The following is a 15,047-nucleotide window of genomic DNA, read 5'->3' on the forward strand; positions in this document are numbered from 1 at the left end:
TGCGGTTAACGCTTTGTTAATAAAAGCCGACGGCGCGAAGGTCCACAAGCCATAGCGTGCAACCGCCGGAATCTCTGACCTCGTGGTTAACGCTGGGAGAGAAATTCTATGGTGCGCTGCAACAAAGATATTGCAATGCACAAAATTTGCCTTTATATTGCCATCATAGATGAACGAGATGGCTTTCTGTCGAAGCCGCTGCCACTGCAAAGGATGGAAAATGTCCAAGACCAAGACCGCTGAAAACGTCGAATTCCCGAGCTTCGACGCTTCCAAGGCCACCGACCAGATCCGCGCTTTCGCCGAAAAGGGCGTCGAGCAGTCGAAAGAGGCCTATACCAAGCTGAAGACCGGCGCCGAAGAGACCCAGAAGGCTCTGGAGTCGACCTTTGAGACCGCCAAGACCGTTTCCAACGACCTGTCGCTCAAGACCATCGCCGCTCTGCGCGCCAATACCGAAGCCGGCTTTTCGCATTTCGAAGCGCTGATCGGCGCCAAGTCGCTGTCGGAAGTCGTCGAGCTGCAGACCGCATTCCTGCGCAAGCGCGTCGAGATGACCGTCGAGCAGGCAAAGGATTTCCAGGCCGTCGCCTCCAAGGCGGCCGAGGACGTCTCCAAGCCGATCAAGTCCGCCTTCGAGAAGGCGATGAGTGAAATTAAGGCCGCCTAATATTTGCGCATATTTCGAAGATGCAACAAAAGGTCGCATTTCTTCGAAGAGGATTATGTGAGATATAGTGGTCAAGCGAATACCCGGCGGGTGGAACCTCCTCCCTCTGCTCTCCGGGGTGACCAGCCAGCACCTCCTCCCGCTGGCTCGTAACAGGAAAAGGTCGGCACCTCCTCCCGCCGGCCTTTTTCTTTGCCCGGCGAAAGGTGACGATCTTTGCCTACAGCGCCGCGCGTCCTCTTGGACGCGCAAAGGACGCTGTAGAGCTTTGGATTTTGCGCATGATCCTTTCCGAAAATCGATTCTGATTTTCGGGTCATGCGCGGCCAAAAGCCTTGAATTAAACTCCGATAGCCCGTATGGACGCATCGCCGAACGACAGAGCGGGTCCCGGAGAATGAACGGTCCATTCGATCCCGCTCGGGCAAGCGTGCCGTTGTAGCTCAGATGGTTAGAGCGCCGGATTGTGGATCCGGAGGTCGCTGGTTCGATCCCAGCCAACGGTACCATCAATTTCCTCAATAAACTCAATGCGTTGTGTAAACGACCAATTGTCGCTTGCAGGCATTTTGTGTCGCGTCATGTTGCAAACCGCTACCGTTGATTTCCAAGGGTTCCCTGTCACACTCGGCAGGTCCACGCGACATGGGCGCGAGATAGAGAGGGGAAACTGAATGTGGAAGGAGATCGAGATCAAAACCGGCGCGAAGACCGCCGAGATTTGGAAAACAATCCAGGACGGCTTTGAAACGATCTTTATAGCGGCTGGCGGTCCAGAGGACGCCGCAATGTATTTCAACTCACGAATTCCCGGCAAGGACGTGTGCCCGGCTGGCCTCTGGCGGCGGGCCTGGGTGTTCCTACCCGCGTCCAGTTCTGGCGCACTGCCTAAAACTCGTATCCAAATCGCTCTATGTCAGTCCTGTAGATAGTCCACACCATGTTCCTTGTCTCGGGCGTGTAGTGGTTGCGGTAGTCGGCCTTTCGAATTGACTTCTTGCCATGCGGCAAAGCGGCGTTTGCTAACCCGATTCTCTCGGAAACGTGGGTGAATTCCTCACGGATCTGCTCAAAGCGCCCGACGTGATCAACGAGCAAGGTTCCATCATGGTCATCAATGAACAGGTGTTGTGCCCGCCATTGAGGATGATCGACGCACTGGATAGCCTTCAGATACGAGCGGAAAGACATAAAGCGGGCGAGCAGATGGCGGCTGCGGAAAAGCTCTTGCTCGGCTGAACGCAACACAAATGCAACATGCCGTAAAAAAAACTCCAACGAAATCAACAGATGCTCTCGGATTGTGGATCCGGAGGTCGCTGGTTCGATCCCAGCCAACGGTACCATCGCTTTATTTGCTAAATCACTGAATTGTTGGGCGGCCGCGCTGCCTATCTGTCAGCCGCAATCGTCGCCTGCAGCCATTGCGTGATGGCATCGAACGCGATCGGTTTGGTCGTGTCGACGTCAAACAGCGGTCCGCGCCGCAGCGGCTCGGCGCGGTTGGCCAGTTCGATCAGTTCGGGGATGTAGGCCGCGCCGGGATGGCCGGCGGGACGCTGGTCGAGCCGTGCGCGATAGCGCTCGGCAAGGACCTCGCCGGGAGCATGGCACCAGATTTCGGCGGTCTGCTCGACGCCGGCCCTGCGCAGGTGATCCTCGAGCACTTGGCGCGGCTGGAAGCCGAACCAGGCATCGACGACAAATATGGTGCCCGCCGGAGCGTCGCCGACCACCGACCAGATGGCTTGGTAACTGGCGCGGCCGAGCGTGCGGTTGAATTCGCGATCGCCGCCGCCGAGCACTTCGAGGAACGGGTTCTTGATCGTATCGAGCGCGAGCAATGGCCAACCCATGCGCTCGGCGATGCCGCGCGAGACCGTGCTTTTGCCGCTGGCGGGGATGCCGTTGACGAGAACGGCGCGCCGGCTGGGCACGGCACGCCGGCCGGGGTTAAGCTGGGCAGATGGCAAGGACACGGGCGCGACTGCCGCCTTCGTCGCGAGCGCTTGCAGACCGGCGCCGATGACGCCGGCATCGTCGCCAAGTTGCGCCGCTTCCACCGGGCATTGGTACCACGGAGCCAGGGCGGGAGCCCTGGCAAGCGCCCGATGGGCCGCTAGGCCAAGTCCGCCGCCGAGCAGCACCAGGTCGGGATCGAACATGGCCACGGTCGTATCGATTGCCGCACGCAGCGGGCCGGCCCAGGCCTCCAGTATGCCGCGCGCCAAGGGATCGCCGCCCGCATCCCGGGCAAAAAGCTGATCGACCGAAACATCCGGACCGAGGCCTGCCCGCGCGATGTGACGGCCAAGCGCTGTGCCTGAGCTGGTGGTTTCAACGCAGCCGCGCCGGCCGCAGACGCACGCTTCGCCTGATATGTCGACCGTGATATGGCCGAGCTGCCCCGCCGTCCCCTTGCCGCGGACGATCCGCCGGTCTTGGACCACGGCACCACCAATGCCGGTCCCGATCGTGAACATGACGATGCTTTCATGGCCTCTGGCGGCGCCGAGAGCCATTTCCGCGATCAGTGCCATGTTGCAATCATTGTCGATCACCACGGGCTTGCCCGCCAGGCTTTCCAGTCGTTGCGCCAGGGAGATCGAGGCAAGGTTGACATAGCCTCCGGACAAGACCGCGCCAAGCCGCGCATCGACGCGTCCGGGGACGCCGATGCCGATGGCGGCAACTTCGGGAGAATCGAGCCGGCGCACCATTTCGGCGATCCGGGAGAGCACGAGCTCCGGGTCCGGCGCGCTTTTCTCGGAAATGCGGTCGAGGATTTCGCCCGTGCTGGAAATACGGGCGGCGCGCAGATTGGTGCCGCCGATATCGATTCCTATGGCCATCGAACTAAGAGGCATGACGTCCTGTCATGGACTAAGCGGCTTTCTGCCGGTAGTTTCCGATCACCGCCTGAAGCTCGCGCAATCTCGACACTGCGATGGTCTTAAGCCTTTCCCGCTGAATGTCACGGTCAAGCGAGATGCAGTCCTTCCACAACGACCGGCCGGCGATGACGCCTGACGCGCCGTTCCTCATCGCGATCTCGACCTGGCCCAGGAATGTCGCGTGGTTTACGCCGGCGGAGAGGACCGCCCATGGCACCTCGCCAGCCATGCTGCTGATCCTGGCGCAGGCTTCCGACGTTCCGGGATAAGGAAGTTTGAGCACCTTTGCCCCGCATTCCAGCGAAATCCGGGTGCCCTCTTCGACAAGCCAGGGGATCTTGGCCGTATAGTCTTCAAGGCTTTCCCCTTCGAGCTGATAGGTCAGGAACTCGACGACGAGCAGGAGGTCCTCTTGCGCGAAGTCGGCCATGCATTGGCGCAGAATGGCGACATTGTGCTCATTCGCCTCAGGCCTGTCGGCCCTGAGATAGACCATGATCTTGCCGCCGGTGCCGCCGAGCTCGCGGACGCGGCGCGCGCCGATGCCGGGAGCGAGGCGCGACAGGCGGTAACCGGCGGGCGAGACGTCGAAGCCCGAGGCATCGAGGCCGATGAGCAGAGCCGTATCGCGGTTCAGCACCCCTTCATCGACAACCCGCGGCACCGCGCAGAGCGGGTCGAGCAGCACGCAGGACGCCTGGCTCGCGAGGTATCGCGTGATGTCCGACTTGGTGTCGCCGAGCATGTCGTTGGTGATCTTGGCCTGTTCTGCAGGATCCGCCGCAAGCAAGGTTCGCATGCCGCCACGCTGGTCACAGGCGATGGCCATGATGGCCCCGTCTTGGCCGCATATCTGCTGGTACCCGCGCAACTCTGCGGTCGTCATCTTTGTCATGGTCTTCTGTCCGATGTTGGCGCGCCCATTCACCAGGGCGCAGATCCGTGGAACAAGAAAGGTTTAGTTCTTACCTGCCTGTCGGCGGGAGAATTTGCCGCTTTGATGGGCTATCGAACCGAGAAATTTGGCCCTGGCCCACAATTTGCCGTGGAAACGAGCCCACGTTGCGAGTCAGCCGAATTTGCGCGATAACTGCCATCGGTCGAGGTCTGTAACACATTGCTGAAAGGAATTGCAAGCTGGCTGTCCCTCCCGCACAAGATGCGGCCGCATCGCGGACGATGCTGCATACGGTCGCCAAACTGCACTATGAGGCTGACATGTCGCAGGTCGATATCGCGCGGCGGCTTGGTGTCTCCACCGCGACGATATCGCGTCTCCTACAGCGGGCGAGAGCAGAGGGCATCGTGCGGATCGAGGTTCTCGATCTTGCAACGCCCGAAGGCATCACCACGCAATTGGTCGAGGGACTCGGACTTCGCGACGCGGCGGTCATCGAAACGCCGGCGGCCGGTGCGCTGACGGCCCTCGCTGCGCCGCTCGGCGCCTTGCTCAAGCAAGCGGAACTGACGGCCGGCTCCGTGGTCGCCATTGGCTGGGGGCGAGCCATTCGCGAGGTTATCCAGGCAGGCCTGCCTCGCATTCCCGGCGTTCTTACCGTCGCTGCCACCGGCGGTATGCAGCAGCAGGCGCCGCATTTTCAGATCAACGAGTTTGTCCGGCTCGCCGCCGAAGAGTTCGGCGGGACGCCGCATTTCATCCATGCGCCCTATCTGCCGTCCTCCGAGTTGCGTGAGGTCTTCCTCGGCGATGCGGCCATCCGCGACAGCGTCGCGCTTTGGGACCGGACCGACGTTGCGATCGTCGGCGTCGGCCTGCCCCATGCCATCAATCCGCCCGAAGCGAGTGCGGCCACGCTGAGCGAACAGGCCCTGTTTCATGCGGCTGGAGACGTTATCCGTCATTACTTCGACGCCGAAGGCACGCTCATCCCGTGGGAGGGGGAGGGCCGGATGATCGCAATGTCGCCGGCCCAGCTTCGAGCCGTCCCCCTGTCGATCGGCGTTGCCGCCTCGCCGGAGAAGGCGATGGCCATCATCGGTGCCGTCCGCGCCGGGCTTATCAACGCGCTGGTTACAGACACGAAGACGGCCCAGGCCATCCTCGAGGCTCTCTTGCCCCGATAATGGTGGCACGCCGATGTGTGACATCGGCACACCTGATCGATCCCAAACTGATCGACATCAGACGCGGCTCGTGAGCCCGCCGCCGCGAAGTCATCAGTTGTGTCGTCAAGGAGTTGGGGCAATAGTCTGCGTGAGGGCTCTGCGGAGCAGACAGATGGTGTCCGGTTTGAAAGCGTTTCGATCTCGGAAATACCCGGTTGCAATTTCTTTCAGCAAAGTGTTACAACCTTGCGGCTAGGCAAGCATGCGCGCCGAGCGGCGCTGTTCCCTGCACCTTGCGGAGGCTAGGAACGGGACTGCGCATCAGCTGGTCGGTTTCGACTGGCCGACCTAACGACTGGGGGGCGCTCGGGAGGAAAGCTGCCCATAACAGCAAGCAGGCGAACCTGGTTCTTGCCGCCAGCACTTCACATAGCCGGAACGAATTGACGGCCATTTCAAATGTCGATCGCAACGGCAAATCTGCCAACACCATGAGGAGGATGTTATGAAGAAGATTGTTGCCGCCCTGGCGGCTCTCGCCATCTGCGCAGCGGCGCTGGTCACGCCGGCGTTGGCGCAGGACAAAAAGTTCACCATTGCGCTCATTCCGGGTCTTACCACCGACGGCTTTTATATCACCATGCGCAAGGGAGCCCAGGCGGCAGCCGATGCCCTTGGCGTGACCCTGGTTTTCCAGGGCGCCCCGGATTTCAATCCGGTAACGCAAGTCCCCGTGCTTGACGCGGTCATCGCCAAGAAGCCGGACGCCATCCTGATCGCGCCGACCGACAAGGTTCAATTGGTCGAGCCGCTCCGCAAGGCCAACGATGCCGGCATTCCGGTGATCACCGTCGACACTTTCATCGGCAGCGGCGTCTACCAGACCGGCGCCGGCGAGGCGGATTTCCCACTGTCCTATATCGCTTCGGACAATATTCTGGGCGGCGAGATCGCCGCGCGGGCATTGGCCAAGGCCATAGGCGACAAGGGCAAGGTCTACGTTTCGAATGTTAAGCCCGGCATTTCGACCACCGACCAGCGTGAAGAGGGCTTCAAGAAGGAGATGGCGGCCAACCATCCCGGCATCACCGTTCTCGAAACCCAGTTCAATGACAACGACGCCAACAAGGCCGCCTCGCAGCTGCAGGCTGTGTTCGCGCGCAATCCCGATCTCGTTGGGGTGTTCGGTGCAAATCTGTTCTCGGCGCTTGGCGCAGCGAATGGCGTCCAGCAGGCCGGGCAGACCGGCACCGTCAAGGTCGTGGCGTTCGACGCGCCGACCAGCATTGTCGATAACATCAACACCGGCCTTGTCGACGTGGCGATTGCCCAGCATCCCGCGGAAATCGGCTATTTCGGCGTCATGTCGGCCTATGCCCATCTGACGGACCAGTCGATCCCGGTTGCGGTCGGCACCGGCTTTACGATCATGGACAAGGCCAACATCGCCGACCCGAACATCTCGAAGTACCTCTATTCCGAATAAGTCCAGCCAGTCTCCTTCCGGCCTGCCGGAAGGAGACCTGCGCCGGGTCTCTTTGACCCTGTTTGTCGGAGGCCGCTCTGCGGATCGGAACCATTCATGACTTCAACATCACCAATCGAAACGCATGTCGCTCCTCAGGCGGATCACGGTGACCCGGCCAGGAGTTGGCTCGCACGCATCGCCGAAGGACGCGCCTGGCTGTTCCTCGCGGGCCTGATCATCTGTTTCGAGGTCTGGTCCAGGCTCTCCTTCGGCGCGACCTTCGTGCTCAACCCGTTCAACGTGCAGTCCATTGCAATATTTGCCGTGGCGCCGCTGCTGCTGGCGACCGGGCAGACCTTCGTCATCATTTCGGGAGGCATCGACCTCTCGCTGGGCTTCATCATGGGTCTCGCGGCCGTGGTTGCGGCCCACGCCACGAATATGGCTGGCATCGCCATGCCGGTGCCTCTGGCCATGACGTTGGGCATTCTGGCGGCCGTGATCGTCGCCGGAGTGCCTGGCGTCATCAATGGCCTGCTGATCTCGCGCCTCAGAATTCCACCCTTCATCGGCACGCTTGGCATGTTTGGCGTGGCGCGTGGCGCTGCGTTCCTGCTGGCCGGCGGCACAACAGTACCGGTCCAGAATTCCTGGTTCGCGCTGCTTGGCAACGGCAGGTTCTACGGTGTGCCTTATCTCGTCATCATTGCCGCCGTCTTTGTCGTCGTGATGCACTACATCCTGAGCCAGACCCGGTTCGGCCAGCACAACTACGCCATCGGCGCCAATGTGCAGGCGGCGCGTCGCGCCGGCATCGACATCAGGGGCCACATCCTGCGCCTCTACGTGCTTTCGGCGATGTGCGCGGGCCTCGGGGGCGCGCTCTATGCAGCGCGCTTCACCGCGGGCGCCGCCCAGGCCGGCGAACCCTTGCTGCTCGACAGTGTCGCAGCGGTGGTGATCGGCGGCGCCAGCCTGTTCGGTGGTTCCGGCACCATCTTCGGGACGGTTGCCGGCGCCTTGGTGATCGCGGTCATTCAATACGGGCTGGTTTTCGTCAATGTCGAGCCGTTCTGGCAGTTCATCGCCGTCGGCCTCGTCATCATTATCTCCGTCCTTATCGACCAGGCGCAGCGCCGGTTCAGTGGAGCTCGCCAGGATGAATAGTTCCGAACAAACCACCCCCCTTCTCGAAGTCCGACGCCTTTCCAAGCATTTCGGTGCGGTGCAGGCGCTGAACGATTTCTCCATGGCCGTGCGGCCGGGCGAAGTGGTGGCCCTGGCGGGCGACAACGGCGCCGGCAAGACGACGCTGATCAAGGCGATATCGGGCGTCTTTCAGCCGACCGGCGGTGAAATTCTGCTGAGAGGGCAGCCGGTGACGTTCGCGACGCCGCAGGAGGCGCGCGAAAAAGGCATCGAGACCATTTACCAGGATCTCGCGCTCGCCGACAATTTGTCCATCGGCGCCAATATCTTCCTCGGCCGTGAACCCATGCGCAAGGCCTTCGGTTTCTTGCCGGTGCTCGATCGCAAGGCCATGGCCGTCGCCGCCAAGCAGACCATGGGACGGCTGGACTTCCATGTCAGCCGGCTCGACGCCCCGGTCAGCAATTTCTCCGGCGGTCAACGGCAGGCCGTTGCCATCGGCCGGGCCGTCTATTGGGACGCGCAGATCCTGATCATGGACGAACCGACCGCGGCCCTCGGAGTCCCGGAGCAGCGCAAGGTCATTTCGCTCATCCACCAGCTCAAGGCGCAAGGGCGGGGCGTAATCTTCATCTCGCACAATCTGCAGGATATTTTCGCCGTTTCCGACCGCATCGTCGTGCTGCGCCGCGGCGTTCAGGCCGGCGAGCGCAAGATCTCGGAGACCAATCATGACGAAGTCGTCAAGCTCATGGTTGGCGGCTAATGCATGTCGCCCAAAAGTGCGCAGCGGTTTTGGGACAACGACATGCATAAAAACAAAACTCAAAGCGCGTCGCATGAAATCCCTTCAGACGCGACGCGCTTTAGGCCGAACCTTTCGATTGCGGAAACACGCATTTCCCCGAGGGGATCAGCTTCCCGGGTGGCGAGCCGGCTAAGCCGGCAATTTCTCCGGCGAGAAGCGACTGCGACAGGATCGCTGGCACAGGTACCGCGCCTAGCTGCTCAGCATCTCAATGCGCCCGCCCGATTTCCGGCGAAATATGCTCGCCCCCGACGATGACAAAATGCCATCCAGATACGCTCGGCGCGGCGGAAAGAAGCAGGATGGCGAGCAGAGTCGACATTGCCTGAGGATGTCACTATATAGCGGCGGCTTTGGCAGCGTATCCTAGGATCGCGCAGCGAATGGCGCCGCAAACGTGCCACGTATGTGACATCTATTGTCATACAAATTGACTGGATTACCGGAAAAAAGCAAGTAGAAACAATGGCGCGATCCGGGACATGATCCCAGCCAACGGTGCCAGTCTGCGCAAGAAAATAGAATCTTCTCAAGAATTAGAATGTGCTCCTTGAACCTTCGATTTCCGTCAGCCCTGTGGAGCTTGGGCAAGATCGGCTTGCCGGGTGACGGCGACTCGGTTGGAATAGGAGCGTGCATCTTTTCGGGGATGCCGGCGTTTATGATTACCAACCGGCGCAGCCGCCAGGGAACAGCAGCATGAGCGAACACGCGATCGAGTTCTTGCAGGAGTGGATCGGCGAAAAGGTCCACTGCCAGTCCTCGCTGGACAGGATCGAGGAGCAGGCCGAGACCCTCGCTAGGGAATGCGCGGCCAAGGCGGCTGAGGCCGGCATACCGCTGGAGGATATCCAGGAAGAGGTCGGCGACATTCAGGAACTTATCGCGTCGAGGCTGGAAGAGGCGGCTGAGGCCGACCAGGACGAAAAGAATTCGGACAAGCCTGCCGAGTGATACGGTCTGTTCCTGGCGCCAGCGATTTGAAGCACAGCATACGCCATTACCTGCCTGCTGAGTGAGCCTAGCGGGCTTTCAGCCCAGGAACGCGCTGATATCGTAATTTCCAATGGTCTTTGCGAGGTCTTCCGGCGAAGAGCCATGCTTGTTTTTCAGCGTTTTATCTGAGCCAGCTGAGAGAAGGAGCTTGATCAACTCGCCACGGCCCCGTGATTCAAACACGGCACGCCACAGGGGCGTGTTTCCATGAACGTCTTGGGCAGAAACATCTGCGCCGCCCTTGACTAGAAGTTCCGCCGCTTCGAGCCGATATTCACGAGCGGCAAAGTGCAGCGGTGTTTCCAGATTCTTGTCCTGCACATTCACGTTCGATCCACGCTCGATCAGTGCAGCGACGATTGCGGTGTCTCCGTCTTTTGTCGCGTAAAACAACGGCGTCCGACCGTCGCGATCTAACACATCGACATCCTCCCCCTCTGAGATGGCCTGGATGACTTCAGGCGAGCTATGTCTCATCACCGCCTTGTGTACGGGTGCGGGACCATCTGGGTTGCTCATACTTATGGCTCCGATTGGACGATGGGTCTTCCAATTGATATTTGTTAGGGCCGTTTATTCGTTGAACTGCTTTTGGGTTAATCCTTCGCAGCTTCAGGGCCATTCCGGGCCGGAACCCGGGGAAAGTATCAACCAAGATCTACGCTGGGCCTCGCACCGAATTTGCCCTTGAGCCATGCCTTCGGCAGCGCCGGCACGAAATTGCCGTCGCGCCCGGTCATGTCGTCATTGGCGACCAGCGCATTGAGGATTGCTTCCTCCACACATTCGATCACGGCGTCGAAGAACGGGTCGATGTCGGTATCCGGGATAAAATCGGCGCTGGCGATGCCGCCTGACGGCGCCAGCGCCGCCTCGCGGTTGGCGGTCGAAAAGGCCAGGAAAATATCGCCCGAGCTATGATAGCCGAAGCCGCCGGTCATCGCGACGCCGAGCGGCGCCCGGCGGGCCAGCCGCTTCATCTGATGCGGCAGCAACGGCGCATCGGTGGCGACGATCCCGATGATTGAGCCCTTTTCGGCGCGCGGCGTGCTTTCGCGGATCGCCGGTTCCACGAGATCTGGCCCGGCGCGCAAGCCGCGAATGGTGAACTTGCTCCGCTTGCCGAAATTCGCCTGCACGAACGCGCCGACCGTGTAGCGCCGGCCGTGCCATTCGACGATGCGCGATGCCGTGCCGGAGCCTGCCTTGAAAGCGAAGGCGATCATGCCGGTGCCGCCGCCGACGCTGCCTTCCTCGATCGATCCGCTGGTCGCGCCATCGAGTGCCGCGGCGACATGTTCGAACCTGAGATGGTGGCCGTTGATGTCGTTCAGGAAGCCGTCATAGGTTTCCGCCGCCACCGGCAGACCCCAGCCGCTGTCGAGCGCGGCCGGCAGCACGCGCTGCATCCAGCGCAGCGTTCCGTCGCGTGAAACGCCGCAGGAATGCGTATTGGTGATGGTGATCGGCAAATTGAAGGCACCGGTTTCCTCGATGATGTGCGAGCCGGTCAATTCGCCATTGCCGTTCTGGCTGAAGATACCGGCAAAGACCGGCGTGGCGAGATCGTCGCGCGGTCTGGGCAGGATAGCGGTCACGCCGGTGCGCACCGGTCCCTTGCCGACCACCAGCGCACCATCGCGCGAAATCAGCGTCGAATAACCAACCGCAACGCCAGCCACATCGGTGATGGCGTTGAACGGTCCGGGCGTGCCGTCAAAACTAATGCCGAAGGCTCTTGCACGCGACCTGCCGGAAGGCGTCCGGTGATGTGGATTGCCGGTCATGGGCATTCAGAAGTCATCGGGATTATGGGCGCCTGAAAATAATCATGGGCACTTAGAACAGGGAGCCTTGATTGCCGGGCTCCTTGGCTTTGGCGGCCGGCTTTGCAACTGTTTTCGGTCTTGCGGTACCGCTGGTCGCAACCGCATCGGCGGTTCCGTCAGCGAACTCCAGCGAAAGTGCCATGCCCGTCACCACTTCCGCAGCTTGCTTGATCACTGCGCCGTCGGCGTCTTTCACCAAGGCGAAGCCCCGCGCCAGCACCGCCTTGTGCGACAGCGTCGCCAGCAGCCGGTCGGCCTGGGTCAGTTTTCCGCGCAAGCGTTCGAGCCGAACCGAAATCACCCGGTCCTGTCGCCGCGACAGCGCCGCCAGGGCATCGGCCTGCAATTTCTGCCGCCTTGCGATCGGCGCGGGCGACAACCGTGCCGCGGTGCGCGAAAACCGCGTTCGCCGCTCGCGCACTATGGCGAAGAACGCCGCCTGCGCGCGGGCGAGGTCACGGCCGGCCAGTGTGCGCGCCTCGTTCATGCGTCGCGACAGAGTGGCCGGCGTCAGCCGCTGCGCTTGAAGCCTGGCTCGCTTGCGCTGGACGCTGACGGACAGCGCCCGGCCGAGCCGGCTCGTCGCCTCGTCGAAACGCCGGCGCGGCAGCGCCAGCAACTGGTCGGGCGAGGGCAGCGCACGCGCGGCGGCACGCACCGCCTGGCGCTTGCGTTCGAAATTGCGCGATGCCGCAGTCTTGAGCCGCGCACCAAGGCTGGCAAGTGTTACTTCGAGGTCGGCGCGCACGGGCACGGCGATTTCGGCGGCACCCGTCGGCGTCGGCGCCCGCACATCCGCCGCCAGGTCGATCAGCGTCCAGTCCGTTTCATGGCCGACAGCGGAGATCACCGGAATGCGTGAGGCGGCGACGGCGCGGGCCAGTGCCTCGTCATTGAACCCCCAAAGGTCCTCGAGGCTGCCGCCGCCGCGCGCCACGATCAACAGGTCGGGGTGCGGAATAATGCCATCCTGCGCCAGCGCGTTGAAGCCGTTGACGGCGGCGGTCACTTCCGCGCCTGCCGTCTCGCCCTGCACCCGTACCGGCCAGACAAGCACGTGCAGCGGAAACCGGTCCTTGATCCGGTGTATGATGTCGCGGATGACGGAGCCTGTCGGCGAGGTGACGACGCCGATGACGCGCGGCATGAACGGCAGCAAGCGCTTGCGGCCGGCATCGAACAGGCCTTCGGCCTGCAGCCGGCGCTTGCGCTCTTCCAGCAGCGCCATCAGCGCCCCGGCGCCGGCCGGCTCCAGATTGTCGATGACGATCTGGTAGGTGGACTTTCCGGGATAGGTGGTGAGCCGGCCGGTGGCGATCACCTCCATGCCTTCTTCGGGGCGGAATTTCAGCCGGCTCATCGCGGTCTTCCAGACCACGGCGTCGAGCCGTGCGCGGTCGTCCTTGAGGCAGAAATAGGCATGGCCGGAGGAATGCGGCCCGCGATAGCCTGATATTTCGCCGCGCACCCGCACATTGCCGAAGACGTCCTCGACTGTGCGCTTCAGCGCGCCGGAAATCTCGCTCACCGTGTATTCGGTGGCGTTGGTGCGTGATTCGGATACTGCGTCGCTCATTGGCCGATTGGGGGGCGGTTGTCCGTCCGCGTCAAGACGGCTGTGTCCGGTGCCGGCCAATTGCGGGGGTTTTTCACCAGCCCGGCGAGATCTGGTTCGGCTTGGTCCGCTTCGTCTTAGAGAAGGCAAATGCCGGGAAGTCGAAGCTTCCCGTATCTTCGCCGAGCGGCACGGAAATATTGTCGAGGCTTTCCGAAATGTGGCGGGCCAGCGCGTCGACGATCTCCGGCCGCGACGTCTGGCCGCGCATTATGCCGATGCGGCAATCGGGCAGCGCGCCGAACCCGTCGGGTTCGCCCAGAACCCGCATGCCGGGCCGCAGCGCGCATTCCGGCAGCACCGAGATCGCCAGGCCGGAAAGCACCGCGGCGGTGATGACGGTTGCCGAGAAGCTGGTGAACAGGATGCGGTAGTCGCGGTTCTGCCGGTCGAGCACGTCGACCGCAGCCCGCCGCCAGATGCAGTTCGGCCGGCCGAAGGCCATCGGCAGAACTTCCTGTTCATGCGTGGCGTGGTTGGCCGAAGTGACCCACAGCAGCGGTTCGCGCCGCACCACTTCCGACTGGCCGTGTGCGTCATTGTGCGTCACCAGCGCCAGATCGAGATTGCCGCGCTTGATATGATCGACCAGGCCCGGCGTCGGCTCGCAGATCACGGTCAGCTCGACACGTGGATTGGAACGGGCGAAGCGGGCCATGATCTCGGGCAGGAAACGATCGGCATAGTCGTCCGGCGTGCCGATGCGGATCGTGCCTTCGAGCCGCCGGTCGTCGAAGGCGGCCAGCGTTTCCCGATTGAGGAACAGCAGCCGTCTTGCGTAGGAGAGCAGCCTGTCGCCTTCCTCGGTCAGCCTGTTGGTGCGCCCGTCCTTTTCGAACAGCGGCTTGCCGATCCGTTCCTCCAGCCGGCGCATCTGCATGGACACCGCCGACTGGGTCCGATGCACGGCTTCCGCCGCGCGGGTGAAGCTGCCGGTGTCGACGATTGAGACGAAGGTCTGCAACTGATCGAGATCGAGTGGCGCTTTCATCGTTCCCATCCATCACTGCTGTTGATGCTAAAGATTAGAAACATTCGTTGGATTAATCAATCGAACGATGGCAAATTTACGACTGTCCACATGACGGCATGTGAATCGGGACCGGAACGGCCGCTTACCAGCGCCGATCGCCCGTCTTCGTCCGTTCGACTGAAGGAGACTGACATGGCTACGTTTGATTTCGCCACCGAGACCTCGCGCATCACGTCGCGTCCGGCTATTGCGACGCGCGTGGTCAACACCATCTCCAACGTCTACCGCGCCTGGAAAAACCGCCGCGCCTTCTATCGCCTTGGCGAGATGTCGGATGCCGAACTTGCCGACATCGGCTTGACGCGCGCCGATCTCCACGTCGCCATCGAGGTGCCGTTCGGCCGCGATCCAACCGAGAGGCTTCGCGTCATCGCGGCCGATCGCGTAGACACGATCGAGGATCTTGCCCGCAAAGTGACCTGATCGCGTTGGTTGCGTGCCCTTGGGGTGCGCGGCGCTATAGGATTTCGCAGGCTCCCACTCCCTGCCGGTTCCCCGCCGGCCCGCCTGCACACTGC

At 61.9% G+C, this 15,047-nt stretch carries 15 protein-coding genes and 1 tRNA gene; 8 read left to right on the forward strand and 8 right to left on the reverse strand.

The annotated features are described in order from the left end of the window. Positions 1-220 precede the first annotated feature (220 nt). The gene (locus tag AC0NIE_RS13495; RefSeq protein ID WP_123146709.1) at positions 221-670 is read left to right on the forward strand and encodes a phasin; all 450 of its coding nucleotides are present in this window, start codon (positions 221-223) and stop codon (positions 668-670) included. 432 nt (positions 671-1,102) lie between these two features. Then, a tRNA-His gene (locus AC0NIE_RS13500) sits at positions 1,103-1,179 on the forward strand. A 379-nt stretch (positions 1,180-1,558) separates the two neighbouring features. Here the strand turns inward: AC0NIE_RS13500 and AC0NIE_RS13505 are convergent. From AC0NIE_RS13505 to AC0NIE_RS13515, 3 genes are read right to left on the reverse strand one after another with little or no spacing between them, the layout of a single operon-like run. Next, a complete protein-coding gene (locus AC0NIE_RS13505; RefSeq protein ID WP_474047044.1) occupies positions 1,559-2,008 on the reverse strand; it encodes a hypothetical protein in 450 nt (149 codons plus the stop codon). A gap of 53 nt (positions 2,009-2,061) precedes the next feature. Continuing rightward, entirely contained in the window at positions 2,062-3,537 is a 1,476-nt protein-coding gene (locus AC0NIE_RS13510; RefSeq protein WP_473487160.1) for an ROK family protein, read from the reverse strand. A gap of 16 nt (positions 3,538-3,553) precedes the next feature. Further along, positions 3,554-4,459, reverse strand: coding sequence for a tagatose-bisphosphate aldolase (locus AC0NIE_RS13515; protein WP_473487159.1), 906 nt, complete (start codon positions 4,457-4,459; stop codon positions 3,554-3,556). A 284-nt stretch (positions 4,460-4,743) separates the two neighbouring features. Between AC0NIE_RS13515 and AC0NIE_RS13520 the strand changes: the two genes are divergently transcribed. From AC0NIE_RS13520 to AC0NIE_RS13540, 5 genes are all read left to right on the forward strand, one after another. Continuing rightward, a complete protein-coding gene (locus AC0NIE_RS13520; RefSeq protein ID WP_473487158.1) occupies positions 4,744-5,649 on the forward strand; it encodes a sugar-binding transcriptional regulator in 906 nt (301 codons plus the stop codon). A 487-nt stretch (positions 5,650-6,136) separates the two neighbouring features. Next, positions 6,137-7,117 carry an ABC transporter substrate-binding protein gene (locus AC0NIE_RS13525; protein ID WP_473487157.1) on the forward strand — a complete coding sequence of 327 codons (981 nt, stop codon included), beginning with the start codon at positions 6,137-6,139 and terminating at the stop codon, positions 7,115-7,117. A gap of 96 nt (positions 7,118-7,213) precedes the next feature. Continuing rightward, on the forward strand, positions 7,214-8,266 hold the full coding sequence (locus AC0NIE_RS13530; protein WP_473487156.1) for an ABC transporter permease subunit: 1,053 nt from the start codon (positions 7,214-7,216) through the stop codon (positions 8,264-8,266). After that, positions 8,259-9,014, forward strand: a complete 756-nt coding sequence (locus tag AC0NIE_RS13535) for an ATP-binding cassette domain-containing protein (RefSeq protein ID WP_473487155.1) — start codon at positions 8,259-8,261, stop codon at positions 9,012-9,014. The genes AC0NIE_RS13530 and AC0NIE_RS13535 overlap by 8 nt, the downstream gene beginning before the upstream one ends. Before the next feature lie 741 nt (positions 9,015-9,755). Beyond that, on the forward strand, positions 9,756-10,010 hold the full coding sequence (locus AC0NIE_RS13540) for a hypothetical protein (RefSeq protein ID WP_258122049.1): 255 nt from the start codon (positions 9,756-9,758) through the stop codon (positions 10,008-10,010). Between the two features lie 78 nt (positions 10,011-10,088). Here the strand turns inward: AC0NIE_RS13540 and AC0NIE_RS13545 are convergent, their stop codons facing one another. The 5 genes from AC0NIE_RS13545 to AC0NIE_RS13565 form a co-directional block, all read right to left on the reverse strand. Continuing rightward, positions 10,089-10,571, reverse strand: coding sequence for an ankyrin repeat domain-containing protein (locus tag AC0NIE_RS13545; RefSeq protein WP_473487154.1), 483 nt, complete (start codon positions 10,569-10,571; stop codon positions 10,089-10,091). Then, complete coding sequence (locus AC0NIE_RS13550) at positions 10,519-10,674, reverse strand: GH-E family nuclease (protein WP_473487153.1); 156 nt, start codon at positions 10,672-10,674, stop codon at positions 10,519-10,521. Before AC0NIE_RS13550 ends, AC0NIE_RS13545 begins: the two co-directional genes overlap by 53 nt. A 25-nt stretch (positions 10,675-10,699) precedes the next feature. Beyond that, a complete protein-coding gene (locus AC0NIE_RS13555; protein ID WP_473487152.1) occupies positions 10,700-11,839 on the reverse strand; it encodes a DmpA family aminopeptidase in 1,140 nt (379 codons plus the stop codon). Between the two features lie 52 nt (positions 11,840-11,891). After that, positions 11,892-13,457, reverse strand: a complete 1,566-nt coding sequence (xseA, locus tag AC0NIE_RS13560; protein ID WP_473487151.1) for an exodeoxyribonuclease VII large subunit — start codon at positions 13,455-13,457, stop codon at positions 11,892-11,894. Between the two features lie 73 nt (positions 13,458-13,530). After that, positions 13,531-14,487 carry a LysR substrate-binding domain-containing protein gene (locus AC0NIE_RS13565; protein ID WP_473487150.1) on the reverse strand — a complete coding sequence of 319 codons (957 nt, stop codon included), beginning with the start codon at positions 14,485-14,487 and terminating at the stop codon, positions 13,531-13,533. 174 nt (positions 14,488-14,661) lie between these two features. Between AC0NIE_RS13565 and AC0NIE_RS13570 the strand changes: the two genes are divergently transcribed. Beyond that, the gene (locus AC0NIE_RS13570) at positions 14,662-14,952 is read left to right on the forward strand and encodes a DUF1127 domain-containing protein (RefSeq protein ID WP_095491361.1); all 291 of its coding nucleotides are present in this window, start codon (positions 14,662-14,664) and stop codon (positions 14,950-14,952) included. Positions 14,953-15,047 lie beyond the last annotated feature (95 nt).

This window comes from Mesorhizobium sp. WSM4842 (assembly GCF_055901575.1).

Bases quoted from the DNA above. Each gene is read 5' to 3' on its own strand.
- AC0NIE_RS13495 (WP_123146709.1), top strand. From the start codon at position 221: ATGTCCAAGACCAAGACCGCTGAAAACGTCGAATTCCCGAGCTTCGAC.
- AC0NIE_RS13510 (WP_473487160.1), bottom strand. From the start codon at position 3,537: ATGCCTCTTAGTTCGATGGCCATAGGAATCGATATCGGCGGCACCAAT.
- AC0NIE_RS13515 (WP_473487159.1), bottom strand. From the start codon at position 4,459: ATGACAAAGATGACGACCGCAGAGTTGCGCGGGTACCAGCAGATATGC.
- AC0NIE_RS13520 (WP_473487158.1), top strand. From the start codon at position 4,744: ATGCTGCATACGGTCGCCAAACTGCACTATGAGGCTGACATGTCGCAG.
- AC0NIE_RS13525 (WP_473487157.1), top strand. From the start codon at position 6,137: ATGAAGAAGATTGTTGCCGCCCTGGCGGCTCTCGCCATCTGCGCAGCG.
- AC0NIE_RS13530 (WP_473487156.1), top strand. From the start codon at position 7,214: ATGACTTCAACATCACCAATCGAAACGCATGTCGCTCCTCAGGCGGAT.
- AC0NIE_RS13535 (WP_473487155.1), top strand. From the start codon at position 8,259: ATGAATAGTTCCGAACAAACCACCCCCCTTCTCGAAGTCCGACGCCTT.
- AC0NIE_RS13540 (WP_258122049.1), top strand. From the start codon at position 9,756: ATGAGCGAACACGCGATCGAGTTCTTGCAGGAGTGGATCGGCGAAAAG.
- AC0NIE_RS13545 (WP_473487154.1), bottom strand. From the start codon at position 10,571: ATGAGCAACCCAGATGGTCCCGCACCCGTACACAAGGCGGTGATGAGA.
- AC0NIE_RS13550 (WP_473487153.1), bottom strand. From the start codon at position 10,674: ATGGCCCTGAAGCTGCGAAGGATTAACCCAAAAGCAGTTCAACGAATA.
- AC0NIE_RS13555 (WP_473487152.1), bottom strand. From the start codon at position 11,839: ATGACCGGCAATCCACATCACCGGACGCCTTCCGGCAGGTCGCGTGCA.
- xseA (WP_473487151.1), bottom strand. From the start codon at position 13,457: ATGAGCGACGCAGTATCCGAATCACGCACCAACGCCACCGAATACACG.
- AC0NIE_RS13565 (WP_473487150.1), bottom strand. From the start codon at position 14,487: ATGAAAGCGCCACTCGATCTCGATCAGTTGCAGACCTTCGTCTCAATC.
- AC0NIE_RS13570 (WP_095491361.1), top strand. From the start codon at position 14,662: ATGGCTACGTTTGATTTCGCCACCGAGACCTCGCGCATCACGTCGCGT.